The sequence below is a fragment of the Pseudomonas sp. S2_F07 genome (genome assembly GCF_054668325.1).
This window is the reverse complement of sequence record NZ_CP162758.1, coordinates 4,497,444-4,524,426: the sequence shown is the minus strand read 5'-3', so window position 1 is coordinate 4,524,426 and position 26,983 is coordinate 4,497,444. Positions and strand designations below refer to the sequence as shown.

Genomic DNA, 26,983 nt, shown 5'->3' with positions numbered 1-26,983 from the left:
CATGACCTCGCTGAACCTCACAAACCTCACCTGGTCCCCTCTGGGTCACGGCCATTGCCACCATCAATTCCAGCTGCGTGATGCCTCGCTACACGTGGCCGCCGGTGAGTTCGTCGGGCTGATCGGCCCCAACGGCAGTGGCAAGACCAGCCTGTTGCGGTGTGCCTGGCGCTTCAGTAAACCGGAAAGCGGCGAAGTCAGGCTCGATCACCAGAACGTCTGGAAACAATCCTCACGCTGGTGCGCGCAACGCATCGCCGTAGTGCTGCAGGAATTCCCTGATGCGTTCGGCCTCACCGTCGAGGAAGTGGTCGCCATGGGCCGCACGCCGCACAAAAGCTTGTTTGATGGCGATACCCTTGAAGACCGCGACCTGATCAATCAGGCCCTGGAGTCCGTCGGCCTCAATGGCTTCGAAGACCACGGGTTCGCCACCCTCTCCGGAGGTGAAAAGCAGCGGGTCATCCTTGCCCGCGCCCTGGCCCAGCAACCACAACTGCTGATCCTTGACGAGCCGACCAACCACCTCGATCCGCGTTATCAGCTTGAGCTGCTGCAGTTGGTCAAACGCCTGAATATCGGCACCCTGGCGAGCATCCACGACCTCAATCTGGCGGCGGCTTTTTGTGATCGGCTGTACGTGATCAACCATGGTCGTATCGTCGCCAGCGGCACACCGAAAGACGTCCTGACGGTTGCGTTGCTGCGCAATGTGTTCGGCGTCCAAGCGCTGATCGATGAACATCCACTGCACGGCTACCCACGAATCACCTGGATAACCCAACCATGACTTTGCGTTCCCTGCTGCGCTCCTGCCTCCCACTCGTGATGCTGCTGGGCAGCGCCCAGGCATTGGCCGAAGCCACCCGTTACCCGCTGACAATCAAAAGCTGCAACCGCGAGGTGACCTTCAAGCAGGCACCGCAACACGCCCTGAGCCACGACATCAACATGACCCAGATGATGCTCGCCCTCGGCCTCAAGCCCCGGATGGCCGGTTACAGCGGCATCAGTGGCTGGAAGGCCGTGACGCCCGAGATGCAGGGCATTCTCGAAGGCCTGCCGGAACTGGCGGCCAAGTACCCGTCAGTGGAAACCCTGCTCAATGCCAACGTCGATTTCTTCTTCGCCGGCTGGGACTACGGCATGCGCATCGGCGGCGACCTCACGCCACAAACCCTGCAACCGCTGGGCATCAATGTGTATGAGCTGAGCGAATCCTGTGCCTTCGTGATGAAGCGCCCGCCGGCCAGCCTCGAAGACACCTACAACGACCTGCGCAACCTCGGCAGAATCTTCGACGTGCAGGACCGCGCCAATGCCCTGATCGCGAACATGCAGGCGCAAGTCGCGAATATTCGCAAAGGCCTGCCCGCGCAAACACCGCGGGTGTTCCTGTACGACAGCGGCGAAGACCGGGCCATGACCTCGGGGCGACTGGGCATGCCACAAGCGCTGATCGATGCCGCTGGCGGGCGCAATATCCTGGAGGATGTCGAAGCGAGCTGGACCCGGGTCAATTGGGAAACCGTGGTCGAACGCAACCCGCAGGTGATCGTGATCGTCGACTACAGCGAAGTCACTGCCGAGCAGAAGATTCAATTCCTGCTGAGCAACAAGGCCCTGCAATCGGTGGACGCGATCAAGCACCGGCGTTTCATCGTCATCCCTTACGTGCAGGCCACGCCGGGGATCGATAACGTACTGGCGGTCGCCACCCTGGCCAAGGGTTTCCACGGCGAATGATCAACCGTCGCTACGCCCTGTTGCTGATCGCCCTCGGCACCCTGTTGCTGGTGTCGTGCGTGGTGTCCCTGGGTTTCGGCCCGGCGCGGGTGCCGCTGGATGTGGTGTGGCGCATCCTGTTGCACAAGCTGTTCGGTGTCGGTGTGTCGGACTGGAACCCCGGACAGGAACATATCGTCTGGCTGATTCGTGTCCCGCGCATGCTGCTCGGCGCGCTGGTGGGCGCCGGGCTGGCGCTGATCGGCGCGGTGCTGCAAGCGGTCACACGCAACCCTTTGGCTGACCCGCACCTGCTCGGCGTCACGTCCGGCGCGACCTTGGGCGCAGTCATCGTGGTGTTGCATGTGGGCGAAATCGTTGGCCTGCTGACCTTGCCGATCGCGGCATTTATCGGTGCATTGCTGAGCATGCTGGTGGTGCTGATGATCGCCAGCCGCCACGGTCGCCTCGACAGTGATCGTTTGTTGCTGTGCGGCGTGGCAGTGTCCTTTGTGATGATGGCGATTGCCAATTTGCTGCTGTTCATGGGCGACCATCGAGCCAGTTCGGCGGTGATGTTCTGGATGCTCGGCGGGCTCGGGTTGGCTCGCTGGGAGCTGCTGGAGGTGCCGACAGCCAGTGTGTTGCTTGGGTTGATGTTATTGCTGGGCATGGCGCGACCACTGAATGCGCTGATGGCCGGCGAGCAAACAGCGGTGACCCTGGGCTTGAATGCTCGTACCGTGCGCCTGCGAGTGTTTCTGATTGCGTCATTGATGACCGGGGTGCTGGTGTCGATCAGCGGCTCGATCGGTTTTGTCGGGCTGATGGTGCCGCACATTGCACGGCGCCTGGTCGGGGCTGAACACCGAAGATTGCTGCCGGTGTGCGTGTTGCTCGGCAGCGTGTTTCTGGTTTGGGTCGACGTTGCCGCCCGGACACTGATCGCCCCCGAAGACTTGCCTATCGGTATTGCCACCGCAGCAATTGGCGGGTTGTTCTTCATCGGCCTGATGCGACGTCGTTAACGCCATGGTTAATTAAAAAATTTCAGAACTGCATTTACGCTTGGAAAAAACTCGTATTGAGTTAACACTTAACAAGTACACCATCATGTTCATACTCCGCACTCGCGAGCTCACCCATAAAACGCTCGCGCACTTCAATGACGATTATTCCTACAACTTAATCGCCACAATTCTTACAAGAGCGGAAAGAGGTAAACATGTTCAAGAAGTTCATCGCATCCATTGCACTTGTTTCAGCGCCCGCATGGGCAGTGCAGCCACCCTTTACTGGCGTTGACTACAGCGGTCGGTATCAATGCACCGGAATGGACAGTCATATCGGTGCGTTTGAAGGTGTTGTCGAGATGAAGCTCAATGCCGAACAAAGTACCGGCGAACACGGTGCCTACGGTTTTACGCTGACGTTGCTCGACAACTCCCGATATGAAGGATTTGCTGCCGCCAACTTGAGTTCCCTGGCGATTTACTTTGCCCATACGGATCCGTCGCTCAAGGATTACGGCGTCGGGATTGCGAAACTCGCTACAACCCCTGACGGAAAAGCTTCATTCACCAAGTACTACTACGGTCCGGAGTACGAGGGTGGCGGGCATGGCTTTGAAACTTGCATTAAAAGCTGACGGTCCCCGTTTACGACGCTGATACGCCATCGTTGAGTCCTGTGGGAGCGGGCCACTCGCGATGGCGTCTGTTTTTTATCGATTTGATGCGCCGTCGATGATCTGCCCTTAGACTGCGAGTCCGCATAATCTCAGGATGAGTTCCATGTTGAAAACGTTTGTTCTCTCGTTGTTGGCTTTCGGCACCGGCACCGTGCTGGCTGACACCACGGTCGATGTTTCGAAAATTTACGGCAAGATTCAGTTCGTCAATTCTTACCCTGACTACAAGGTGAAAATTGACGACAGCTGGCCTGATCTGAAAGTCCAGAAAGTCACTCAGTGGCCCGACTCCGTCGGTAAATGGGAGATTGTTGACCAGTACCCCGACTACAAGATCCAGATCGTTGACTCCTACCCTGACTTCACCATCAAGTATGTGGATTCCTGGCCCGGCGTGAACTGACCACCATTGTCCCGCAACTGCCGCCATGCGGCAGCACCACAATGACGCACCTCCTCGCACCACGGCCCCGACCTCGTTCCTTCATGGTGCGCCCTCAAACCGCGCAACCGCTCTAAAACGACATTCCCCTGCCTTTTGCCGACCGGGCACAGCCCTTGCAAAACACAGCTTCAGTAGTCCGCATCTGCCAACCAAGAAAACTCATAAGTTCATGGAGATCGCACAATGAAGCGTCGCAGTTTGATCAAGGCTTTCACACTCTCGGCATCCATTGCCGCGATGGGCATGACCTGGACTGTCCAGGCGGCCGAGACCATCAAGGTCGGTATTCTGCATTCGTTGTCCGGAACCATGGCGATCTCCGAAACGTCGCTCAAAGACATGGCGCTGATGACCATCGACGAGATCAACGCCAAGGGCGGCGTGAACGGCAAGATGCTCGAGCCGGTGGTGGTCGACCCTGCATCGAACTGGCCGCTGTTCGCCGAGAAGGGTCGTCAGTTGCTGACCCAGGACAAGGTCGCCGTGGTGTTTGGTTGCTGGACTTCCGTGTCACGCAAATCGGTACTGCCGGTGTTCGAAGAACTCAACGGCTTGTTGTTCTACCCGGTGCAATACGAAGGCGAAGAAATGTCGCCGAACGTCTTCTACACCGGCGCAGCGCCGAACCAGCAGGCGATCCCCGCCGTTGAATACCTGATGAGCGAAGAAGGCGGCAGCGCCAAGCGCTACTTCCTGCTCGGCACCGACTACGTCTACCCGCGCACCACCAACAAGATCCTGCGTTCGTTCCTGCACTCCAAAGGCGTGGCCGACAAGGACATCGAAGAGGTCTACACCCCGTTCGGTCACAGCGACTACCAGACCATCGTCGCCAACATCAAGAAGTTCTCGGCTGGCGGCAAGACGGCGGTTATCTCCACCGTCAACGGTGACTCCAACGTGCCGTTCTATAAAGAGCTGGCCAACCAGGGCCTAAAGGCCACCGACGTTCCGGTCGTGGCGTTCTCGGTTGGCGAAGAAGAACTGCGCGGCATCGACACCAAGCCACTGGTGGGCAACCTGGCGGCGTGGAACTACTTCGAATCGGTCGAGAACCCGGTGAACAAGAAGTTCGTCGATGACTGGAAAGCCTATGCGAAGAAACACAACCTGCCGGGCGCCGACAAGGCGGTGACCAACGATCCGATGGAAGCCACCTACGTCGGCATCCACATGTGGGCGCAAGCGGCGGAAAAAGCCAAGTCCACCGACGTCGACAAAGTCCGCGAAGCCCTGGCCGGCCAGACCTTTGCCGCGCCGTCCGGCTACACCCTGACCATGGACAAGACCAATCACCACCTGCACAAGCCGGTGATGATCGGCGAGATCCAGTCTGACGGTCAGTTCAACGTGGTGTGGCAGACCGAAGGACCGATCCGCGCCCAGCCGTGGAGCCCGTTCATCCCGGGCAACGACAAGAAGCCGGAGTATGCGGTGAAGAGTAACTGAGCCATTGGGCCTGACGGTAGTTCAGGCCCAACACAACTCCCGGTGGGAGCGGGCTTGCTCGCGAAGACGGCGGCACATCCAACATTTATGTGACTGACACACCGCTTTCGCGAGCAAGCCCGCTCCCACATTTAGTCCGAGCAAGGCGACTCTCTATGCCCACTGCCCTGTACCGATTTCTTCTGGCGATCGCGCTCTTGCTGCCGATGGCCACCCACGCCGGTGACGCCGAAGACTTCGTCGCCGCCAATCCCGTGCAGCAAGCCCGGCTGCTGGAAACCTGGGCCGCGCAACCCGATCCGGCCCGTATCGAACTGATCAACGCCCTGCAACTCGGCGAATTGACCGTCGACGGCCAGCCAAAAACCCTGCGCCTGAACAACCGCCTGCGGGGTCTTATCGACACGGCCCTGGCCAGTCATCAGTTGCTTGCCGCCGACGCTAAACTCCGTCTGGCCGCCGCGCGGCAATTGCAGAAAAGTGCCAAGCCGGCGCAATTGAAATTCCTCGATCAGCAACTGGCGGGCGAAAAGGACGAGAGCGTTCATGCCGCCCTCAGCCTGGCCCTGGCCAATCTGCAACTGGTCGACAGCGATCCGGCCGTGCGCCTCGCCGCTGTGCGCTTGCTCGGCGAAACCGGTGATCCGCTAGCCCGCACTCGCCTCGAAAACCTGCTGGAGCCCGGTGTTGAAACCGACGCGAATGTGCGTACCGCCGCTGAAACCAGCCTCGCTCAAGTCAAACGCAAACTGCTGGTCGGCGAGATGCTCGGCCAGGCCTTCAGCGGCATGTCCCTTGGCTCGATCCTGCTGCTCGCGGCATTAGGGCTTGCGATCACCTTCGGCCTGCTCGGCGTGATCAACATGGCCCACGGCGAGATGCTGATGCTCGGCGCCTACTCGACCTATGTGGTGCAACTGATGTTCCAGCGCTTCGCGCCGCAGGCCATCGAGTTCTATCCACTGATCGCGCTGCCGGTGGCGTTTTTCGTCACCGCGGCCATCGGCATGGCGCTGGAGCGCACGGTGATTCGCCACCTCTACGGCCGTCCGCTGGAAACCCTGCTCGCCACCTGGGGCATCAGCCTGATGCTGATTCAACTGGTTCGCCTGGTGTTCGGCGCGCAGAACGTCGAAGTGGCCAACCCGGCCTGGTTGTCGGGCGGCATTCAAGTGCTGCCGAACCTTGTGCTGCCGTACAACCGCATCGTCATCATTGCCTTTGCGTTGTTTGTGGTGGTGCTGACCTGGCTGCTGCTGAACAAGACTCGCCTCGGCCTGAATGTTCGCGCCGTCACCCAGAACCGCAACATGGCCGCCTGCTGCGGAGTACCGACCGGGCGCGTGGACATGCTCGCCTTCGGCCTCGGCTCGGGCATCGCCGGTCTCGGTGGCGTGGCCCTGAGCCAGATCGGCAACGTCGGCCCGGACCTCGGCCAGAGCTACATCATCGACTCGTTCCTGGTGGTGGTGCTCGGCGGTGTCGGGCAGTTGGCCGGTAGTGTTTTTGCTGCGTTCGGCCTGGGCATCGCCAACAAGATTCTGGAACCGCAGATCGGTGCCGTGCTCGGCAAGATCCTCATCCTCGCGCTGATCATTCTGTTCATCCAGAAACGTCCGCAAGGCCTCTTCGCACTCAAAGGACGGGTGATCGACTGATGAACCAGCCCCTGATGCTCAAGGCTACACAAAAGGCCGGCCCCAAAGTCACGATTGCCATCGGCGCGGTGATCCTCGTTTTGCTGCTGGCGTTACCACTGCTGTCGTTGTTAACGCCGGACAGCACGCTGCATGTTTCCGCCTATACGCTGACGCTGGTAGGCAAGATCCTTTGCTACGCCATCGTCGCCCTGGCGCTCGATCTGGTGTGGGGATACGCAGGCCTGCTGTCCTTGGGCCACGGCCTGTTCTTCGCCCTCGGCGGCTATGCCATGGGCATGTACCTGATGCGCCAGGCCTCGGGCGATGGTTTGCCGGCGTTCATGACCTTCCTGTCGTGGACCGAAATGCCATGGTTCTGGACCGGCACCAGCAGCTTCCTCTGGACCCTGTGCCTGGTGGTATTGGCTCCGGGACTGCTGGCGTTGGTGTTCGGCTTCTTCGCCTTCCGCTCGCGGATCAAGGGCGTGTATTTCTCGATCATGACCCAGGCCCTGACCTTCGCCGGCATGTTGTTGTTCTTCCGCAACGAAACCGGCTTCGGCGGCAACAACGGCTTCACCAACTTCCGCACCATTCTTGGCTTCGGCATCACCGAACCGGGTACCCGCGCCGTGCTGTTTTTCGCCACGGTGCTGTTGCTGGTGGCGAGCCTGTACATCGGCTGGCGCCTGGCGCAAAGCAAGTTCGGTCGGGTGCTGACCGCGCTGCGCGATGCGGAAAATCGCCTGATGTTCTGCGGCTACGATCCGCGTGGCTTCAAGTTGTTCGTGTGGGTGTTGAGCGCAGTGTTGTGCGGCCTGGCCGGTGCGCTGTACGTGCCGCAAGTGGGGATCATCAACCCGAGTGAAATGTCGCCCACCAACTCGATCGAAGCGGCCGTCTGGGTGGCACTGGGTGGGCGTGGCACCTTGATTGGTCCGTTGCTCGGTGCCGGCGTGGTCAACGGTATGAAGAGCTGGTTCACCGTGGCGTTTCCCGAGTACTGGCTGTTCTTCCTCGGCGCGCTGTTCATCGTCGTGACCCTGTACTTGCCCAAGGGCGTAATCGGTCTGTTGAAGAAAAGAGGTGAGCAATGAGAGTCACTGCAACCGCTGAATTCATGCTCGAACCGGCGTTCTTTCCACCCCTGGAACCCAACCGCGACGCCGGCAGCAGCCGCGATGCCATCGGTCTTGGTCAGCGTGCCGGTAAAGGCCTGAATACGCGCCACGGCACCATCCTGACCCTGGAAGACATCAGTGTCAGCTTCGACGGCTTCCGCGCCCTGAACAATCTGAACCTGTACATCGGCGTCGGCGAACTGCGTTGCATCATCGGCCCCAACGGCGCAGGCAAGACCACCCTGATGGACGTGATCACTGGCAAGACCCGGCCCAGCCACGGCAAGGCCTGGTTCGGCGAAACCCTGGACCTGACGCAAATGAGCGAAGTGCAGATCGCACAGGCTGGCATCGGTCGCAAGTTCCAGAAACCGACGGTGTTCGAAGCGCTGAGCGTGTTTGAAAACCTGGAGCTGGCGCAGAAAACCGACAAGTCGGTGTGGGCCAGCCTGCGGGCACATTTGAGTGGCCAGCAAAAAGACCGCATTGCCGAAGTACTCGAGACCATTCGCCTGACCCCATCGGTCAACCGCCCCGCCGGTTTGCTGTCCCACGGTCAGAAGCAGTTCCTGGAGATCGGCATGTTGCTGATGCAGGACCCGCAATTGCTGCTGCTCGATGAGCCGGTGGCGGGCATGACCGACGCCGAAACCGAGTTCACCGCCGAGCTGTTCAAGAGCCTGGCCGGCAAGCACTCACTGATGGTGGTGGAGCACGACATGAGCTTCGTCGGTTCGATTGCCGATCACGTCACCGTGTTGCATCAAGGCAGCGTGTTGGCCGAAGGGTCGCTGGAACAAGTGCAGGATAACGAGCGGGTGATCGAGGTTTATCTCGGTCGATAGACATGTGAACACCGCTCCCACAGGGGGATCTGAGGAGAATCTGGAAATGTTGCAAGTCGAAAAACTGCACCAGTACTACGGCGGAAGCCACATCCTGCGCGGCCTGACGTTTGATGTGAAGGTCGGCGAAGTCACCTGCCTGCTCGGCCGAAACGGCGTGGGCAAGACCACCCTGCTCAAATGCCTGATGGGCCTGCTGCCAGCCAAGGAAGGCGCAGTGAACTGGGAAGGCAAACCGATTACCGCCTTCAAGCCGCACCAGCGTGTGCATGCCGGCATCGCCTACGTACCGCAAGGCCGGGAGATCTTCGGCCGCCTGACCGTGGAAGAAAACCTGTTGATGGGCCTGTCGCGCTTTCCCGGCGGCGAAGCGAAGGAAGTCCCGGCGTTCATCTACGAGCTGTTCCCGGTGCTGCTGCAAATGAAGCAACGCCGGGGGGGTGACCTGTCCGGCGGCCAGCAACAACAACTGGCTATCGGCCGTGCGCTGGCCAGCCGCCCTCGCCTGCTGATCCTCGACGAACCCACCGAAGGCATACAGCCGTCTGTGATCAAGGAGATCGGTGCCGTGATCAAAAAGCTCGCGGCCCGGGGCGACATGGCAATCCTGCTGGTCGAGCAGTTCTACGATTTCGCCGCCGAACTGGCCGACCAATACCTGGTGATGTCCCGGGGCGAAATCGTGCAACAGGGTCGCGGGGAAAACATGGAGGCCGAGGGCGTGCGTGGGCTAGTCACGATCTGAGCCAATGGTCACGATCCTCTTGATTCGACTTTCGGGCGTGGAACCCAGCCCGAATCCAGGATTGCCGGATGCGTTTTGTGGATTGATGGAGTAGGCCACCAAAGAACCATCGTGACTTGAGGTGTAATTGTTCTTGAAGACATCGACATGCCTGAAAGCTGTCGCGAGATCGACTGTCGAAGGCAACGCCTGATGCAACTTGATCTGATCTGCGCTGTAGCGGGGGTAAGACCGGGCAGTCTGTTCTGCATACTCCGGTATGTCTAAAAAGGGACAATGCACCAATTTGGTTCTCTACATTTCAGGAGTCTCCCCCTATTGGTGCGCTCAATCCGGCAATAACCGCCTCCTGCTGCGATACCTTGCGGCACAGCCTTTGCAACCATCGTGATGTCCTCACGATAAGCACTGACTATGACTCTTCCCGCTTCTGGTGCCTTGTTTACCCCCAGCTGGCACGCCGAGCTGGAGCTGGGTTACGCACGATTCGACGACAGCACGCGCCCGGTCCAGCGTCGACACCAAGGTCCGTTGCGGGTGCAAAAACACCTGTATGCCGAAGGGCCGGAAGTCTGCCAGCACATCATCGTCCACCCGCCCGGTGGAATTGCCGGCGGTGATCGGCTGGACATCTCGGCCAGCGTCGAGCGCGATGCCTGGGCACAAATCACCAGCCCCGGCGCGGCCAAGTGGTATCGCGCCGCCGGCCCCGCCTATCAGCAGCTGAAGTTGAAGGTGGCGGCCGGTGCGACACTGGAATGGCTGCCCCAGGAGACGATCATTTTCAGCGCGGCCCAGGCTGAACTCAGCACTTGCATCAACCTTGAAGGCGATGCGCGACTGTTCTACTGGGACGTCGTGGCCCTGGGCCGTCCGGCCAGTGGCGAGCGCTTCGATCTCGGGTACTTCCAGGCGCAACTGGATATCCGCCGCGACGGCCAGTTGCTCTGGCACGAACGCCAGCGCATTGTCGGGGCGGACGGCTTGCTGGATTCGCCCATCGGGCTCGATGGGCGACCGGTATTTGCGACGTTGCTGGTGACCGGGGAAATCGATAGCGACTTGCTGGAAACCTGCCGCTCGCTGCCCAACGACGTGCGCGGGGATCTTTCGCAGTTGCCGGGATTGCTGGTTGCACGGTGCCTGGCCAGTGAAGCGTTGTTGGCGCGGGGGTGGCTGATTGATTTGTGGCGATTGCTCAGGCCTGCGCTGCTTGGCCGCGAAGCAATACCTCCACGAATATGGAACACCTGAATCATGCTTTCTGTGGGAGCGGGCTTGCCCGCGATAGCGATGTATCAGGCACCATTTTTGTTGAATGTGCCGACGCCATCGCGAGCAAGCTCGCTCCCACAGGGGATTTGTACTCACAGGTCCCACACCTTTTAACTGCCGATTATGGATGTCTACGATGGACCTGACCCCACGTGAAAAAGACAAGCTGCTGATCTTCACCGCCGGCCTGGTGGCCGAGCGGCGATTGGCTCGCGGCGTGAAACTCAATTACCCGGAGGCCATGGCCTACATCTCCGCAGCCCTGCTTGAAGGCGCCCGCGACGGCCAGACCGTGGCCGACCTGATGCACTTGGGCACCACCCTGCTGACCCGCGAACAAGTGATGGATGGCATCCCGGAAATGATCCCGGAAATCCAGGTCGAGGCCACTTTCCCCGACGGCACTAAACTGGTCACCGTCCACCAACCCATCGCCTGAGGCCGCGCCATGACTTACCACATCCGCGATGCCGAGCATGCCGACCTGCCAGCCATTCGCGACATCTACAACGACGCGGTGCTCAACACCACGGCGATCTGGAACGAACAGGCGGTCGACCTCGGCAATCGACAGGCCTGGTTCAACGCCCGGCATTCCCAGGCTTATCCGGTCCTGGTGATTGTCGATGCCGACAATACGGTGCTCGGGTACGCCTCGTTCGGCGACTGGCGACCCTTCGACGGTTTTCGCCACACCGTCGAGCACTCGGTCTATGTGCGCAGCGACCAGCGCGGCAACGGCCTCGGTCCACAACTGATGGATGCGCTGATCGAGCGCGCCAAAGGCTGCGGCAAGCACGTGATGGTTGCTGCCATCGAAAGCGGTAACGCCGCCTCCATTCGCTTGCATGAGCGCATCGGCTTTATCACCACCGGGCAAATGCCTCAGGTCGGCACCAAGTTCGGCCGCTGGCTGGACCTGACCTTCATGCAACTGACCCTCAATCCTGGCGCGCAACCACCCGCCGCCAACAAGGAGTGATCGCCCATGAACCCCGCCCAACTGCGACGAGTCAACGTTGAAAGCTTTGCGCATTATCGCCAGGGCCTGATCGATCTGCTGCTCGATGCCGTCGGTTATGGCGCCAGTGTCGGCTTCATGGCTGACCTCGATGCGACCCAGGCCCATGCCTATTTTGATGAAGTCCAGGACAACCTGAACAAGGGCAATGTGTTGCTATGGGTGGTGGTCAAGGACGAGCAGGTGCAGGCCAGCGTACAGCTGAGTCTGTGCCAGAAAGCCAACGGTCTGAACCGTGGCGAAGTGCAGAAACTGCTGGTTCGCGAACATGCGCGGCGTCGTGGTCTGGGCCAGCAACTGATGAGCGCCCTGGAGGCCGCTGCCCTGCAGCACAAGCGCGGCATGCTTTACCTCGACACCGAAGCCGGTTCGCCCGCCGAAGCTTTCTACCAATCGCTGGGTTATACCCGCGCCGGTGAAATCCCCGACTACGCCTGCGACCCGAGCGGCCGCTACAAGCCGACCGCCCTGTACTACAAGATTCTCCAAGGAGCCCATTGATGATTCCCGGTGAATACCAGATCCAGCCCGGCGAGATCGAACTCAACGCCGGCCGGCGCACGATCAGCCTGAAAGTGGCTAACAGTGGCGATCGGCCGATCCAGGTCGGCTCGCACTACCACTTTTTCGAAACCAACGACGCCCTGACGTTCGACCGTTCCGCCAGCCGTGGCATGCGCTTGAACATCCCTGCCGGCACCGCCGTGCGCTTCGAACCGGGGCAGAGCCGCGAGGTGGAGTTGGTGGATCTGGCGGGGCATCGTCGGGTGTTCGGCTTTGCCGGCAGGATCATGGGTGATCTCGACTGACAAATGCGGTGCTCCCAAAAGATCGCAGCCTCGCTTCGCTCGACAGCCCCAACAGAGACCGGGCGCGCGAATGCAGTGTGAACACCCGTAGGAGCTGCCGAGCGCAGCGAGGCTGCGATAGCGAGTAATGCGAGCGGTCTCAAAATCAATTGAATTCCAAGGCGAACACATGAAGATTTCCCGTCAAGCCTACGCCGACATGTTCGGTCCCACTGTCGGTGACAAGGTCCGCCTGGCCGATACCGAGTTGTGGATCGAAGTGGAACAGGACTTCACCACCTACGGCGAAGAAGTGAAATTCGGTGGCGGTAAAGTCATCCGTGACGGCCAGGGTCAGAGCCAGTTGCTGGCCGCCGAGGTGGTCGACACCCTGATCACCAACGCGCTGATCATCGACCACTGGGGCATCGTCAAGGCTGACGTCGGTCTCAAGGACGGGCGCATCGCGGCGATCGGCAAGGCCGGCAATCCGGACATCCAGCCCAACGTCAACATCGCCATTGGCGCCAGCACCGAAGTCATCGCTGGCGAAGGCATGATCCTCACCGCTGGCGGCATCGACACCCACATCCACTTCATCTGCCCGCAGCAGATCGAAGAAGCGTTGATGAGCGGCGTCACTACCATGATCGGTGGCGGCACCGGACCGGCCACCGGCACCAACGCCACCACCTGCACCTCCGGGCCGTGGCACCTGGCGCGCATGCTCCAGGCCGCCGACGCGTTCCCGATGAACATCGGCCTCACCGGCAAGGGCAACGCCAGCCTGCCGGAACCGTTGATCGAGCAGGTCAAGGCCGGCGCCATCGGCCTCAAGCTGCACGAAGACTGGGGCACCACCCCGGCGAGCATCGACAACTGCCTGAGCGTCGCCGACCAGTACGACGTCCAGGTGGCGATCCACACCGACACGCTCAACGAATCCGGCTTCGTCGAAACCACCCTCGCCGCCTTCAAGGGCCGCACCATTCACACCTATCACACCGAAGGTGCCGGTGGCGGTCATGCGCCGGACATCATCAAGGCCTGCGGCTTTGCCAACGTGTTGCCGAGCTCGACCAACCCGACCCGGCCGTTCACCCGCAATACCATCGACGAACACCTCGACATGCTGATGGTCTGCCATCACCTGGACCCGAGCATTGCCGAAGACGTAGCGTTCGCCGAAAGCCGCATCCGCCGCGAGACGATTGCCGCCGAAGACATCCTCCACGACCTCGGTGCGTTCTCGATGATCAGCTCCGACAGCCAGGCCATGGGCCGCGTCGGCGAAGTCATCACCCGCACCTGGCAAACCGCCGACAAGATGAAAAAGCAGCGCGGCCCGTTGCCCGGTGATGGCGAGGGCAACGACAACTTCCGCGCCAAACGCTACATCGCCAAGTACACCATCAACCCGGCGATCACCCACGGCATCAGCCATGAAGTGGGCTCGGTCGAAGTGGGAAAATGGGCCGACCTGGTGCTGTGGCGCCCGGCGTTTTTTGGCGTGAAGCCGACGCTGATTCTCAAGGGCGGTGCCATTGCGGCCAGCCTGATGGGTGACGCCAATGCCTCGATCCCGACGCCACAACCGGTGCACTACCGCCCGATGTTCGCCAGCTTCGGCGGCTCACTGCATGCCACCAGCATGACCTTCATCAGCCAGGCCGCGCAGGAGGCGGGCTTGCCCGAAGCCCTGGGCTTGAAGAAGAAAATCGCCGTGGTCAAAGGCTGCCGTGACGTGCAGAAAACCGACCTGATTCACAACGACTACCTGCCGGACATCGACGTTGATCCGCAGACTTACCAGGTCAAGGCCGACGGCGTGTTGTTGTGGTGTGAGCCGGCGCAAACCTTGCCGATGGCCCAGCGTTACTTCCTGTTCTGACCCGGCAACCACGACACGAGCAAAGGCCTCGCACACCCTGTGGCGAGGCTTTTGTTTTTTCCGTGGTTACTGGGCGGTTTCAATCCGCAGCCGATCCAGCTTGGCCCGAATCATCGCTTCGCGTGTCAGTTTTTTCAGCAACTGCGTAATCTGCAGATCGATGTCTTCCAAGGCTTGAACATATTGCTCGTCAGTCATCAGCTTGCCATCGGCAAAGTCAGCTTCACTTTTGCCCAATTCACTGCACAGCCCTTTGATTTCCACCTCCACCGCAGCCTTTTCCTCGGAGGTCAGCCCCGTGCCTTCGGCCCTGCGCTGCAACGCATCCTGCAAATCGATGGTCGCGTCGATCCGGCGCTTCAAGCCATTCAATTCCTCGCGGTAAGTCGACTCCAGCCAGGTTCGCCAGAGCGGTTGTTCAACGATTCGATCAATCAGCAACTCGCCCTCCTCCAGCGCCTTGATCCGCTGGAACGCTGCCTCGATCATCTCCTTGCTCACCTTGGCGATCTTGCGAAACTGCATGCCCCGTGCCTGCCACGGCAGATCCAGGCGTTCCGCCAGTTCGGTCATGTAGGCCAGGTGCACTTCCACTTCATCGATAGTGCCGGTCACTTCGCCATCGGCGTCGTAGCGGCGGTACCGCTCTCCCTTCGCCCACCGTTCAGAAACACGCGTACGGGCAATGGCACCGAGTTCATCGAGCCGGGACTTGCCCAGGGCCAGCTCCAGCAATTGCGTTTCGATCAGGTCCGCACGCTCCAGGGCGTAAGCTTCGTGGACCAACACCTGCACGCCCATGGCATTGAACAACTGTGTACCGCCATCCACGCACTCGGTGGGGGTTGCCGCCTCGCTGAACAGCCTGATGCGCAGTTCACTGTCGCTGGCCATGGCTTCGAGCATGCGCCAGACCTTGCCGGTCAGTTCTGACCGATAGGTCCCGCCGGCCTTGAAGTCGGCGGATTCGGTGAGCCTGCGGATTTCATTGAAGAACGGCACTGAATCGAATTCATCCTCGACCGCATCCCAGACTTCCTGTTTTATCTGCCATTGCCGCTCGGTCATGCCCGACTTCCAGTTCTTGCTATCCATTACGCTGCGAGGCGGATAGGGACGTTCCGGATCCATGCCAACCGACTCGATGTAAGACTTGAGGATCTCGAGATCCTCCGGCGAGATCCAGCGCGGGGAACGACTGATCACGGTACGCGCCAATAGCTCTGCTCGAAATGAACCGGGCGCGACCTCGGGTATCCGGCTGATCGGGTTACCGCTCAGATCAAGATAAATACTGCGCGGCCGCGATTGCGAAAACAAACCGACAGGCCAGCTGTCCAGCCCTGTTTCGCCCAGCAACAGCACCTGCAAATACGGCATTCGGCTGATGTTCGGAATGAGCTTCAGCGGGTTGCCGTGCATGTGCAGGAACATCATGCGCGTCAAGTTCTTCAGGCGGTCTACCGCCAATGCATCCAGTTCAATGTTATTGCCACCAAGATACAGGCAAGTGAGATGGGGCATGTCCTCCACCGCCTGCGGCAGCTCCGTCAGCAGATTTTCTTGCAGATTGAGATAGCGCACCCGGTGAAACGAGTCGAGGAATGACATGTGCTCGCCGCGCAACCGGCCCCCGCTCAGGCTCAACTCGGTGACATGATCGAAGTTGGCCTCCAGTTTCGGCAGGGTATCCAGAAGCTCGCTCAACTTTGGAATATTGTCGAACCTCAAGGACTGCGGATGCAGCACACCCACCGCTTCCATACCTTCGGGCCCGGTGCGCTGCCAGCATTGCCTGAGTACTTTGTAGATATTGTTTCGCGCACGCCACTCCGCCATGCCCGCCGGGCTAAAACGAAAGGACTTCGTCGGCGAGTCCAACCAGCGTTGCAGGGCGCGGTTCAACTGGTTGAACTCGGCCTCGAGCACGGCCAGTCGTTCATGCGCCGTACCTTCGCCCTGGCGTACCTCCGCCAGCAGCGTCTCGACCTCCTCCGAGGTAAAACCCGGATACAGCGCACGAGCCCGTCGCCGCAACCCCATGCCATTCGGTGCTTGTCGAGCATAGCCACGCATGCCGCCGCGCAGGCGCATGACGGTCGGATCGTAAGTCGGCTTGAAGTTCGGGTTGTCCCGCAGAATCGGCTCAAATACCTGACGATCCAGCGGATGTGCCTTTATCGTTTGCTCCAACCGCGCGGCCTCGTTGATGCCGAAGCCCAGGGCCGTTCGTTGCGAATCCGGCAACGCATGCAGCACCGCGGCATACACATTGTCCGCGCCGTGCAGGTGTTGATCGCTGTCGTCGCGCGCTTCGTATTTGCCATCCTCACCCAGAATCAGCACTTTGCGGATCGGCGCGTCGACGGGGCCGAGACTGTCGGTCAACGTTCCCTCGAATGAATTCTTACGAACCTCCAGACGCGCATCCGCCGGCCAGTCTGGCAAGGCCGCCAGGGAGTGCAACTCCAGGCGCGCGGTATCAGCGTTATGCAAGGCATCGAGGTAAAGGCCTTCATAGGCCCGTGTCATCCGCAATTGCTCGGCGTCCTTGCGGGCTTGTTCCGCCAGGCGCAAGGGCACGCGTTTTTTTTCGTTCAGGTGTCGTACGTCCGAAGGATGCGCCTCACCCAGCAACTCTTGCGCCTGGCTGAGCGAGATTTCGGCAAAATCCCCCTTGAGCAGATTCACCAAGGGATCGTCCGAACGGGTCCGACGACTGTACAGAAGGTCGAACAACTTGCGCTTGCGCTGCCCCACCCGTGTTGCCCATTGTTCGCGCAACGCTTCGGTACGCTTCTGCGAGTCACCGGATAACCATTCGCCGAGCAGTTCACGAAGCGCCTGTTCATCAAGGAACCCCACCACGCGCTCGGGCAGCGCCCCCGCCAGCAGGTCGGACCAGCTCATCTGCAACGTATTGGCCGGTAACGCCTGGGCATAACCGTCCTTGATCGCCTTCCCGGTCAGTCCCGGCCCCTGGAAGACTTCAATGGCCTTGTCATCGGGCCAGCCCCTCATTTCGGTCATGATTCGCACGGCGTAATCGGCCCATTCCTCGCCGATCCGGTTGGCCAGAATCTGCTCCGCGCAGGCTTGCGCATCGGTATGGGCCTTGAAGCGCTTGAGGGTATCGGCCAGCAGTGCGGGAGGGGTCTGCTGTTCGACGTGAAGCCGGCGCAGCAGATTTTCGTGCACGCCACTGGCGGTCAGAATCTGCTCCAGGGTTTCATCGGAAAGTCCATCCACCGAAGCGCCCAGACGCCTGAGTATCTGCCTCCTGTCCCATTCGAGCGGTTGGTCGAGCTCCGTCTTCCAACTGCCGGCACCGTTGTGCTCCACCAGCGGCTGATAGGCATCGGCGCGAGTCGGGTGTTGAAGTCGATGCCGGCCGGTGGCCGGGTCTTGTTTGACTGCGTAACATTTGTCATCGCGGCGCAGCAGGTCCTGATCCTGATGACGGTACAGCCCTGTGTCACTGGCCTTCGCTCCATCGGGCAACACGATCGGCTGTTCATAGGGACCGAGGTCAGGGCTCCACAAACGCTCCTTGCCGCCGACTTCCACGGGTTTGAGGCCCTCGACAAACGGCGACACTTTGATCGGCGTGACGCCGGTGCCGGGCAGTACATGCCCGGCACCCATGAGTGCCAATTGCGCGAAGTTGATCAAGACCCCATTGAAGTAGGCAGAGGCTTGCTCCTTGTCGCCCTTGCTCCAGTCCTCGATGCCTTCGGCGACCTCGGCGAGCATCTGCGCGACCATGATACCGAGCATGGCTTCGCCCAGTCCGGGCACCAGCATTGCGGCAAAATTGAATACGTTCCAGCCGATCGACAGGTAACTGGTCAAGCGTTTGAAGCGTGCATTGGCATCCTCGTCGTCAGTCGGCACGGCAATGAGCCTGGCATCGGCGATGGCCTTGTCGCGGCGCTCCAGAAACAGCGCCACCCACAGTTCACCCGTAATCTGGTTGGTGATGGGCTCCGCATCGGGGTTTTCAACCGCGGTTTCACGCCACCACGGCCCCATGTCGAGCGGCTCGCGCTCGTGCCAGGCGTAGGTCGTGAGTCGTTCGTTGACCCGGGAGAAAAAAAGTCCTTTGTCCTTCTGAGCTACAAAACGGCTGAAAAAGGCTTGGTAATCGGCATTTCTCAACTGACCGAGCAGCGTTTTCATGAACGCTGTCAGCGACGGATACTCCCTGAAGGGATGCTCCGGATCATCCGGGACATAGGCGATCAACGAACCGGTCAAACGACTTTGTTGATAAATATCCTCGCGGCGCAACAGTTCATCGCTCAGCCCCTGCGGTCCATTGGCAAAGAAGGCTTGCAACAGTTTGAATTGATCATATGCCTGGCCCGGCAGTACCGAGAGGCGGCGCGACCAGTCTATCCAGAAACTCAACAGCTCCGGCGTCAACGCTTCAACTTCGCGTTTTACTTGCGATGGCTCAATGACTGCGCTGAACAGCACGATGCCAGTCATTCGAAAGCCCATCAGCGACAACCGATGACAAAGCAATGGCTGGTTATACAGTTCGATGTTTGCCTGGCCCTCACGCACCTTGTTCAATGTTCCGAAGGCATGGTCACTGATATCCCCCCTCAATCGGGCAATCAGCGCCGCCACATGAAAAGCCGACTTTTCACTGGCCACCGAATCCCGCTGCAAGGTCCGTTGTGCCTGTGGGGTACTGGGTAACAGGACGGACTTGATGTGTCGTCGGTATTGCCCGCCGATATCCAGGCTTCGGCACAAGGCTGCAAACGCCGGGAGGGTGATGGCCGGTTCAAGGCTGAGACTGCCCCGACTGTCCCTGCGGTAAACACCGGAACTGTTGCGCAACGCGTCAGGTGCCGTTTCGTCTTGTTCGAAGTTGTGCAGCGCAGCTTCCAGCAACGTGGATTCGCGCACACGACTGGCCCCGGTATCGATGCCGATAATGAACTTGCTCGGCACCTCGAGCTGTACGGTGAGCTCGTTGAAGTTCTCGACCGTGGTGAATTTCGATTGCAAAGCCGTTTTGAGCAGCGGTTCGGCGAAGGCGTTGATGTCATGCTTCAACTCGCCCCGGGTCTGGTCCAGTACGTCTTGTAAACGCCAACGTTCATCAATCAACCGCTTGAGATATTGACGGTCGACTTCCCGCGCGCCGCTATACCACTCGGGCATTTGCGGCTCGAGCGCAAGCAGGGACTTCAACCTCTCTACCGGCGCATTTTTGATGGCTCCCGGTATCACGTCATTTGCACGACGGTAATGTATCCCGTGACTATCGATGGACACTCCGTCCGGTATTTTCTGTGAGTTGCTTCCATGCAAGTCAGACACTTTTGAATCACCTTGATGACAGGAAAAGAACCACCAGCTTATTCACCTGCACCTGAAACAAAAGTCCAAATAACTGCTTGGCCGCCCCCCCGAAATGGCTCCGGGGGATCGAAATTCAGGGAGCCAAAAACATATATCTACCGCCATCGGCACGTCCGCCTGTGCCACTGCATGAGCGGTCGTGTTTTTTCCGGCAAAGGGACTACTATTCGACTCGCCGCCCCCGATTCATGAACAGGTAACCGCCATGCGTCTTTCCGAATTCATCGTGTTACACGTTGATCGCATCGTCGATGAGTGGGAGCTGTTCGCCAAAACCATCACCCCGGCCGCCGAAAACATGGATAGCGCCGCCTTGCGCGACCATGCCCGGTCGATCCTGCTGGCCGCGGCCCGGGACATGCGCAAACCCCAGACACCTGCCGAACAGGCGGCCAAGGCGCGCGGCGAAGGACCGGAGAAAACCCCCAGCCTCGACGAGGCCGGCGCCAGCCACGGCGAACTGCGTCACACCGTGGGTTTTGATCTGGTGCAGATGACCAGCGAATTCCGTCACCTGCGCGCCTGTGTCATCCGCCTGTGGGTCAACAGCCTGCAATCGCCTGACCTGGCCTACTTCCAGGACATGATCCGTTTCAACGAAGCCATCGACGAAGCCCTCGCCGAATCCACGGCCACATATGCCGAGCAGGTCAATCGTTCACGGGACATTTTTCTGGCGATCCTCGGCCATGACCTGCGCGCGCCCCTGCAGGCGGTGAGCATGTCCACTGAACTGCTGCTGCGCAAAGCCGAGCTCGACGATGATGCGCTCAAGTGCGCGGTCAATATCCTGCGCAGTACCGGGCACCTGGCGGTGATGGTCGGGGACTTGCTGGAACTGGTGCGCAGCCGCCTGGGCAAGCGCCTGCCGATCGAGCTGGCGCCCATGGACCTGGCCGAAGCCGCGCGCGAAGCGATTGCCCGGGCCTGTGCCAGTCAACCGGAATGCAATCCGACCCTGGATGTGCAGGGCGACACCCGCGGCACCTGGGACCCGCGCCGGCTCGATCAGATGCTGCAAAACCTGATCGGCAATGCATTGCAGCACGGCTCAAGCAAACGCGAAGTGACGCTGCGCCTCAGGGGCGAGGCTGACAGCGTCCGACTGACGGTGCACAACGACGGAGCCCCGATCCCCTGCGATGCGATCCCGACGATTTTCGACCCGCTGGTGCGCAGTGCCAGCGAAGAACTCGGCGAGCCTACGACCAGCCTTGGGTTGGGGTTGTTTATCGTCAAGGAAGTGGTTGATGCCCATCAGGGAGCGATTGAAGTCAGTTCCCGTGAGATAGATGGCACGACGTTTACCGTGGTGTTGCCGAGGAAGGTCTAGACGTTTGCCGAGGGGAGGCTTTTGTGGCGAGGGAGCTTGCTCCCGCTCGAGCGCGAAGCGGTCGCAAGCCCTGCAATTGCGCTGAACCTGTTGAAATGTGCTGACTGGATGTTTTTGGGGCTGCTTCGCAGCCCAACGGGACGGTGCGGCGATCCGACAAGCTCCCTCGCCACAGGTTGGGTGCCACTCTTTGAGTTACTCCACCACCAACCGCCCCAACCTCTGCTTGAGCATGCGGTTCTCGGCCCGCAGTTGCTGGACTTCTTCGAGCAGGTCCAGCGCCAGGGCGACGCCTTCCCATTCCAGGTCAAGGTCGCGCCGCAGCTTGGCGGCGCGCTTGGCCAGGGTCAGCTCGTAGTCGTTGAAAACCCAGTCCTTGGGCTGGGCGCCCTGAGGTTCGAGGATGCCGTGCTCGACGATTTCGATCACGTAGACGTCCGACAGCCCGGCCGCCTCACAGAATTCTGCCATGTCCAGTTGAACGATCAGGGGACTGCTCATAGTCAGTGACTCCTTGGTTCCATGGGATCAAAAATGCTCTCGCGGGTCGAACGCGGCTTTTTTCGCCAGCTCCTGCCACAGGGCCTTGATGTCCTCGTCGGATTTCTTCGGCATCACGGCTTTCAGTTGCACGAACAGATAACCGCGCTCACCGGCCTTGTTCATCAGGCCATGGCCCTTGGCACGCATGCGCTGGCCATTCTGGCTGCCCGCCGGTACCTTGAGGTTGATCTTGCCGGTCAGGGTCGGCACGGCGACTTCAGCGCCCAACGCCAGCTCCCACGGTGCCAGTGGCAAGGTGATGATCAGGTTCTCGCCTTCGACGTCGAATTTCGGGTGCGGCGCAAAACGGATCGTCAGGTACAGGTCGCCATTGGCCCCGCCACCCACGCCCGGAGCGCCCTGCCCCTTGAGGCGAATGCGCTCGCCGTCGCTCACACCGGCCGGAATCTTCACGTTCAGGCTCTTGCTGGTGTTGCTCACATGCTGGCCGGCCGCATTGTACTGCGGCACCTGGAAGGTGACCTTCTTCGACTCGGTCGACAGCGTTTCTTCGAGAAAAACCCCAAGCTCCATTTCCACGTCCTGCCCTCGACGTCCGGTACTGCGACGCGACTGTCCACCACCACTGAAACCAGGCCCACGGTTGCCGAAGATCGAACTGAAGAAGTCCGAGAAATCGCCCGTGTCCTGGCCACCGCCACCGAAACCGCCACGGCTTTGCCAGCCTGGTGGTCCCTGGAACGGTTGGCCGTGCTGGCCATAGCGGCGCAAATCATCGTATTCGGCGCGTTTGTCGGCGCTTTTCAGCGCTTCATAAGCTTCCGAGGCGTCCTTGAACCTGGACTCGGCGTCCTTTTCCTTGCTGACGTCGGGGTGGTATTTGCGCGCCAGCTTGCGATAGGCGGCCTTGATCGCCTTATCGTCTGCGGTCGGCTCCACACCGAGAATCTTGTAATAGTCTTTGAAGTCCATCGAGGGAATCACCATCCGTTATCAGAATCGCGCCACAGGCCACAGCATGCGCTTGTTTGCAGCCATTGGTTTGACCGATCTCAAGTTTGTGACCGGGCGGCGCGGCAGAAGTTTATCGGCAGCAGACGGGGCTTCTTGCGAGCACTCCCGCGGCTGTCCGGTTGATGCAGGGTAGTTTGGGGGGGATCACCCATCTTTCAAGGCATTGTCCGCGAAGAATTAGCAGATAACCGGCCTTCGAATCTGGCGCGCTCTGACATACACTGCGCGGCCGTTTTTTAACCGGAACCTGAAAGACATGAACAACGCATCTCCAGCCCGTGCCTTGGGTATCGACTTTGGCACGTCCAACTCCACCGTCGGCTGGCTGCGCCCCGGCGTGGAAACGCTGATCGCGCTGGAGGACGACAAGATCACCCTGCCGTCAGTGGTCTTCTTCAATATCGAAGAACGTCGCCCGGTGTACGGCCGGCTGGCATTGCACGAGTACCTGGAAGGCTACGAAGGCCGCCTGATGCGCTCGCTCAAGAGCCTGTTGGGTTCCAAGCTGATCAAGCACGACACCAGCGTCCTGGGCACGGCGATGCCGTTCAAGGACCTGCTCGGGCTGTTCATCGGCCAGCTCAAGAGCCGCGCCGAAGCGTCCGCCGGTCGGGAATTCGAAGAAGTGGTGCTGGGTCGCCCGGTGTTTTTTGTCGACGATGACCCGATGGCCGACAAGGAAGCCGAAGACACTCTGGTCGACGTGGCGCGCAAGATCGGCTTCAAGGAGGTCTCGTTCCAGTACGAGCCGATTGCCGCCGCGTTCGACTACGAGTCGACCATCGAGAAAGAAGAGCTGGTGCTGATCGTCGACATCGGCGGTGGTACCTCCGACTTCTCCCTGGTGCGCCTGTCGCCGGAGCGTCGGGGTGTGGATAACCGCCACGAAGACATCCTCGCCACCGGCGGTGTGCACATCGGCGGAACCGACTTCGACAAACAGCTCAGCCTGCAAGGCCTGATGCCACTGTTCGGCTACGGTAGCCGCATGAAGAGCGGCGCCTACATGCCCACCAGCCACCACATGAACCTGGCGACCTGGCACACCATCAACTCGGTGTACTCGCAAAAATCGCAACTGGCCCTGGGCAGCATGCGCTACGACATCGAAGACACCGGCGGTATCGACCGCCTGTTCAAGCTGATCGAACAGCGTGCCGGACACTGGCTGGCCATGGAAGTGGAAGAAACCAAGATCCAGCTGACCCACGCCGACAATCGCCACGTGCCACTGGACCGCATTGAAGCGGGCCTGAGCGTGGACCTGAGCCGGGCGCTGTTCGAGTCGGCCATCGACAGCCTGCTGGAGCGGGTGCGCAACAGCGTCACCCAACTGCTGGCGGACGCCGACGTACGGGTCGACCAGGTCGATACCGTGTTCTTCACCGGTGGTTCGAGCGGGATTCCGGCGCTGCGCAACAGTGTTTCGGCGATGTTGCCGAAGGCGCGGCATGTGGAAGGGAACATCTTTGGCAGTATCGGTAGCGGTTTGGCGATTGAAGCGGCCAAGCGCTACGGCTCTATGGACTGACCACAATCTCTGTGGCGAGGGAGCTTGCTCCCGTAGGACTGCGCAGCAGTTCCCTTCTTTTCAGGGATAAGGGGGCCGCTGCGCGACCCAGCGGGAGCAAGCTCCCTCGCCACAATTTGATCAACTTCTAGATCCGAAGCAGATCAAACCATCCCCACCTGCTTCAACTCACTCTTCAGATACGCGTAGTAAATCGGCCCCGCCACTACCCCCGGCAGGCCGAACGCGGCCTCGAACACCAGCATCGCCAGCAGCAACTCCCACGACTTGGCACTGATCTGCCCGCCGACGATGCGCGCGTTGAGGAAGTATTCGAGCTTGTGGATAACAATCAGGTAACCCAGCGCCGCCACAGCGACCCAGATCGACAACGACAAACCGACGATGGTGATCAAAGTGTTCGACATCAGGTTGCCGATCACCGGCAGCAGGCCGAGCAGGAAGGTCAGCACGATCAGGGTTTTGGTCAGCGGCAGCTTGATCCCGAACATCGGCAGGATCACCGCCAGGAAAATCCCGGTGAAGACAGTGTTGAGCAGGGAAATCTTGATCTGGGCGAACACGATGTTGCGAAACGCCTGGACCAGCAGGTGCAGGCGTTCGAACAGCGCCGCAGCCAGCGGCTTGCGCTTGGTCAGGTCCGGCACACGCTGCAAGGCAATGATCGCACCCAGCACCATGCCGATCAGCAAGGTCACGAACATGTGCGCCGCATCCTTGCCCACCAATTGCAAATCGCTGAGGTGTTTGCTGACCCACTCGCCAATCGCCACGCGGAATTCCGCGGCACTGGCCGGCAGGTAGGCGTCGATGAACGGCGGCAGTTGCCCGCGCGCGCGGTCGACCACTCCCATGAACTTGTCGAGGGAGGCACCGGGGTTTTCCGCCTCGTGCAGCAGGAAGCTGAAGGCACCGGCAAAGATCAGCGATAGCACGCTGACAATCAGAGTCCCCAACAATGCCACCGCCAGCCAGCGCGCACGCCGGCCTTCGATCAGCCGTTGCAGTTGCGGGGTGAGCATGTTGACCAGTTCGAACACCAGCAATCCGGCGAGCAGGCTGGGCAGCAACCGCAGCGGCAGGACCAGCAGCAGCCCGCCAAAAATGATGACCCAGCTGATGACCAGCAAGACTTGACGCTGAGAAAACGTTGGCATACAGCCTCAAAAACGAACGGCGTAAAAAGGATTGGCAGTCTGCCAGCGATCCGGTGCGAGCACTAGGGATTGTGTGGGGCGACCTTAGTGGGGGCCCTGGATGTTTGCAGTGCCTCGACTGGCCTGCTCGCGATGGGGCCCTCACAGCTCCAAAATTTTTCAGCCCTAGTTTATTTTTTCTTCAGGCAATCGCTCATGAACACCTTGCGCTCATCCCCCTTAAGGGCTTTGGTGGCGGCGTCGGCATTGCAGGTCTTCATCTTCTCTTGCTGTGGGGTCAAGGTCTTACCAGCATCGTTTGCCGGCGCAGTCGCCTTCAGGCAGGTGCTCATGAAAGCTTTGCGCTCGTCGCCCTTGAGGCTTTTGGCCGTAGCGTCGGCGTTGCAGGTGGTCATCTTCTCTTGCTGGGCCGTATTGGCGGCAAAGCCCTGGGAGCACAGCAGCAAACCGATCATCAACAAAGGGACACGCATCATCTTCATGGAGTTTTCTCCTGGTCGCCACACCGAGGGGCGTGGCCTTGCACTGGAGTGTAGACAACCCCTGTTACACCTTCCTGTTCTCCAGATGGCTGCGCCGATACTGCTCCGGCGTACATCCGGCCTGGCGCTGGAACATCGCGATAAACGCCGAGCCGGTGCTGTAGCCCATGTCGAAGGCGATTTCCTGAATGCTGCGCGGGCTGTCCAGCGCTTCGATCGCCGCCAGAAAACGCAGGCGCTGGCGCCACTCACCGAAACTCATGCCCAGTTCCCGCACGAACTGCCGCGCCAGGGTGCGCTCGCTGACATGGATGCGTGCGGCCCATTCCGACAGCGGCCGATTGTCCCCCGGTTCGGCCTGCAGCGCTTCCAGGATCCCGAGCAATCCGGGGCTGCTGGCATAGGGCAGGTAGCACTCGTGCACCGGGGCCTGTTGCAACTGGTCCACCAATACCTGGGCCAGACGCTGGTCGGCGGCCTGTTCGGGGATTTTCACGTCCCGGGCGGCGAAGTCCTTGAGGATCGCCTTGAGGACGTCGCTGATGGCCAGGGTGCAGGCTCGCGGCGGCAGGTCGGCGCAGACCTTGGGTGCCAGGCACACCGCGCGGTAGTTGACCGGTTGGTGGCTGTAGAAGCTGTGCTCGATCTGCGGCGGCACCCACACCGCGTATTGCGGTGGCGACATGAAGCGGCTGCCCTCGACGTCCATGTGCAGCACGCCGTGGGCGGCATATTCCAGCGTCCCCCAAGGATGTCGATGGGGCGCGGCGTATTCGTGGGCGTCGAAATCGGCGTAGCGGAAGTACACCGCCGACGGCAGTTCGCTGAAATCCAGCAGGTCGATGTGTTTACTGCTCATGCTGTCCGTCATCAGGGGCCGGTTGTCTGGATCGAAGTATAGGCTTGCATCCAGACAAGAGGATAATTGCCCTTCATTAACGTTCTGGT

Annotated in this window: 24 protein-coding genes; 18 read left to right on the top strand and 6 right to left on the bottom strand. The window is 60.3% G+C overall.

From position 1 onward, the window contains the following. Position 1 precedes the first annotated feature (1 nt). The 16 genes from AB4O40_RS20495 to ureC all read left to right on the top strand — a co-directional run bounded on the left by AB4O40_RS20495 (position 2) and on the right by ureC (position 14,635). Positions 2–790 carry an ABC transporter ATP-binding protein gene (locus AB4O40_RS20495; RefSeq protein ID WP_056725330.1) on the top strand — a complete coding sequence of 263 codons (789 nt, stop codon included), beginning with the start codon at positions 2–4 and terminating at the stop codon, positions 788–790. Beyond that, complete coding sequence (locus tag AB4O40_RS20490) at positions 787–1,746, top strand: ABC transporter substrate-binding protein (protein ID WP_409078584.1); 960 nt, start codon at positions 787–789, stop codon at positions 1,744–1,746. Before AB4O40_RS20495 ends, AB4O40_RS20490 begins: the two co-directional genes overlap by 4 nt. Next, a complete protein-coding gene (locus tag AB4O40_RS20485; RefSeq protein WP_056725332.1) occupies positions 1,743–2,753 on the top strand; it encodes a FecCD family ABC transporter permease in 1,011 nt (336 codons plus the stop codon). Before AB4O40_RS20490 ends, AB4O40_RS20485 begins: the two co-directional genes overlap by 4 nt. A gap of 197 nt (positions 2,754–2,950) precedes the next feature. Beyond that, on the top strand, positions 2,951–3,373 hold the full coding sequence (locus tag AB4O40_RS20480; protein WP_056725333.1) for a hypothetical protein: 423 nt from the start codon (positions 2,951–2,953) through the stop codon (positions 3,371–3,373). A gap of 145 nt (positions 3,374–3,518) precedes the next feature. Further along, on the top strand, positions 3,519–3,818 hold the full coding sequence (locus AB4O40_RS20475; protein WP_223541711.1) for a hypothetical protein: 300 nt from the start codon (positions 3,519–3,521) through the stop codon (positions 3,816–3,818). A gap of 225 nt (positions 3,819–4,043) precedes the next feature. Next, positions 4,044–5,309: an urea ABC transporter substrate-binding protein gene (urtA, locus tag AB4O40_RS20470; RefSeq protein WP_007996683.1), complete on the top strand. Its 1,266-nt coding sequence runs from the start codon at positions 4,044–4,046 to the stop codon at positions 5,307–5,309. Positions 5,310–5,464: 155 nt separating this feature from the next. Next, a complete protein-coding gene (urtB, locus tag AB4O40_RS20465; RefSeq protein ID WP_056725342.1) occupies positions 5,465–6,967 on the top strand; it encodes an urea ABC transporter permease subunit UrtB in 1,503 nt (500 codons plus the stop codon). Next, complete coding sequence (gene urtC / locus AB4O40_RS20460) at positions 6,967–8,046, top strand: urea ABC transporter permease subunit UrtC (protein ID WP_056725344.1); 1,080 nt, start codon at positions 6,967–6,969, stop codon at positions 8,044–8,046. Before urtB ends, urtC begins: the two co-directional genes overlap by 1 nt. After that, positions 8,043–8,915, top strand: a complete 873-nt coding sequence (urtD, locus tag AB4O40_RS20455) for an urea ABC transporter ATP-binding protein UrtD (protein ID WP_056725346.1) — start codon at positions 8,043–8,045, stop codon at positions 8,913–8,915. Before urtC ends, urtD begins: the two co-directional genes overlap by 4 nt. Positions 8,916–8,961: 46 nt before the next feature. After that, positions 8,962–9,660, top strand: a complete 699-nt coding sequence (urtE, locus tag AB4O40_RS20450) for an urea ABC transporter ATP-binding subunit UrtE (RefSeq protein WP_056725349.1) — start codon at positions 8,962–8,964, stop codon at positions 9,658–9,660. A 414-nt stretch (positions 9,661–10,074) separates the two neighbouring features. Beyond that, positions 10,075–10,914, top strand: a complete 840-nt coding sequence (locus AB4O40_RS20445) for an urease accessory protein UreD (protein ID WP_056725350.1) — start codon at positions 10,075–10,077, stop codon at positions 10,912–10,914. A gap of 157 nt (positions 10,915–11,071) precedes the next feature. Then, complete coding sequence (locus AB4O40_RS20440; RefSeq protein ID WP_056725351.1) at positions 11,072–11,374, top strand: urease subunit gamma; 303 nt, start codon at positions 11,072–11,074, stop codon at positions 11,372–11,374. A 9-nt stretch (positions 11,375–11,383) separates the two neighbouring features. Next, entirely contained in the window at positions 11,384–11,917 is a 534-nt protein-coding gene (locus AB4O40_RS20435; protein WP_056725353.1) for a GNAT family N-acetyltransferase, read from the top strand. A gap of 6 nt (positions 11,918–11,923) precedes the next feature. After that, entirely contained in the window at positions 11,924–12,457 is a 534-nt protein-coding gene (locus tag AB4O40_RS20430) for a GNAT family N-acetyltransferase (protein ID WP_056725354.1), read from the top strand. Then, positions 12,457–12,765 (top strand): urease subunit beta, encoded by a 309-nt coding sequence (locus AB4O40_RS20425; protein ID WP_056725355.1) that lies wholly within the window; start codon positions 12,457–12,459, stop codon positions 12,763–12,765. The genes AB4O40_RS20430 and AB4O40_RS20425 overlap by 1 nt, the downstream gene beginning before the upstream one ends. A 169-nt stretch (positions 12,766–12,934) precedes the next feature. Then, positions 12,935–14,635 carry an urease subunit alpha gene (gene ureC, locus AB4O40_RS20420; protein WP_056725357.1) on the top strand — a complete coding sequence of 567 codons (1,701 nt, stop codon included), beginning with the start codon at positions 12,935–12,937 and terminating at the stop codon, positions 14,633–14,635. A 66-nt stretch (positions 14,636–14,701) separates the two neighbouring features. Here ureC and AB4O40_RS20415 read toward each other — a convergent pair whose 3' ends face one another. After that, positions 14,702–19,972, bottom strand: coding sequence for a dermonecrotic toxin domain-containing protein (locus AB4O40_RS20415; RefSeq protein WP_460053542.1), 5,271 nt, complete (start codon positions 19,970–19,972; stop codon positions 14,702–14,704). 247 nt (positions 19,973–20,219) lie between these two features. On the opposite strand from AB4O40_RS20415, the gene AB4O40_RS20410 reads away from it, so the two are divergent. Then, positions 20,220–21,347, top strand: coding sequence for a sensor histidine kinase (locus AB4O40_RS20410; protein ID WP_056725367.1), 1,128 nt, complete (start codon positions 20,220–20,222; stop codon positions 21,345–21,347). Positions 21,348–21,542: 195 nt separating this feature from the next. Here AB4O40_RS20410 and AB4O40_RS20405 read toward each other — a convergent pair whose 3' ends face one another. Beyond that, the gene (locus tag AB4O40_RS20405) at positions 21,543–21,848 is read right to left on the bottom strand and encodes a chaperone modulator CbpM (protein ID WP_056725368.1); all 306 of its coding nucleotides are present in this window, start codon (positions 21,846–21,848) and stop codon (positions 21,543–21,545) included. A gap of 27 nt (positions 21,849–21,875) precedes the next feature. Next, on the bottom strand, positions 21,876–22,823 hold the full coding sequence (locus AB4O40_RS20400; RefSeq protein WP_056725369.1) for a DnaJ C-terminal domain-containing protein: 948 nt from the start codon (positions 22,821–22,823) through the stop codon (positions 21,876–21,878). Positions 22,824–23,121: 298 nt separating this feature from the next. Here AB4O40_RS20400 and AB4O40_RS20395 point away from each other — a divergent pair, with 298 nt between their 5' ends. Then, complete coding sequence (locus AB4O40_RS20395) at positions 23,122–24,396, top strand: Hsp70 family protein (protein WP_008001051.1); 1,275 nt, start codon at positions 23,122–23,124, stop codon at positions 24,394–24,396. Between the two features lie 143 nt (positions 24,397–24,539). Here AB4O40_RS20395 and AB4O40_RS20390 read toward each other — a convergent pair whose 3' ends face one another. From AB4O40_RS20390 to AB4O40_RS20380, 3 genes are all read right to left on the bottom strand, one after another. Then, positions 24,540–25,553, bottom strand: a complete 1,014-nt coding sequence (locus AB4O40_RS20390) for an AI-2E family transporter (protein ID WP_056725372.1) — start codon at positions 25,551–25,553, stop codon at positions 24,540–24,542. 170 nt (positions 25,554–25,723) lie between these two features. Then, positions 25,724–26,035: a PsiF family protein gene (locus AB4O40_RS20385; RefSeq protein WP_056725374.1), complete on the bottom strand. Its 312-nt coding sequence runs from the start codon at positions 26,033–26,035 to the stop codon at positions 25,724–25,726. A gap of 64 nt (positions 26,036–26,099) precedes the next feature. Then, positions 26,100–26,894, bottom strand: a complete 795-nt coding sequence (locus tag AB4O40_RS20380) for an AraC family transcriptional regulator (protein WP_056725376.1) — start codon at positions 26,892–26,894, stop codon at positions 26,100–26,102. Positions 26,895–26,983 lie beyond the last annotated feature (89 nt).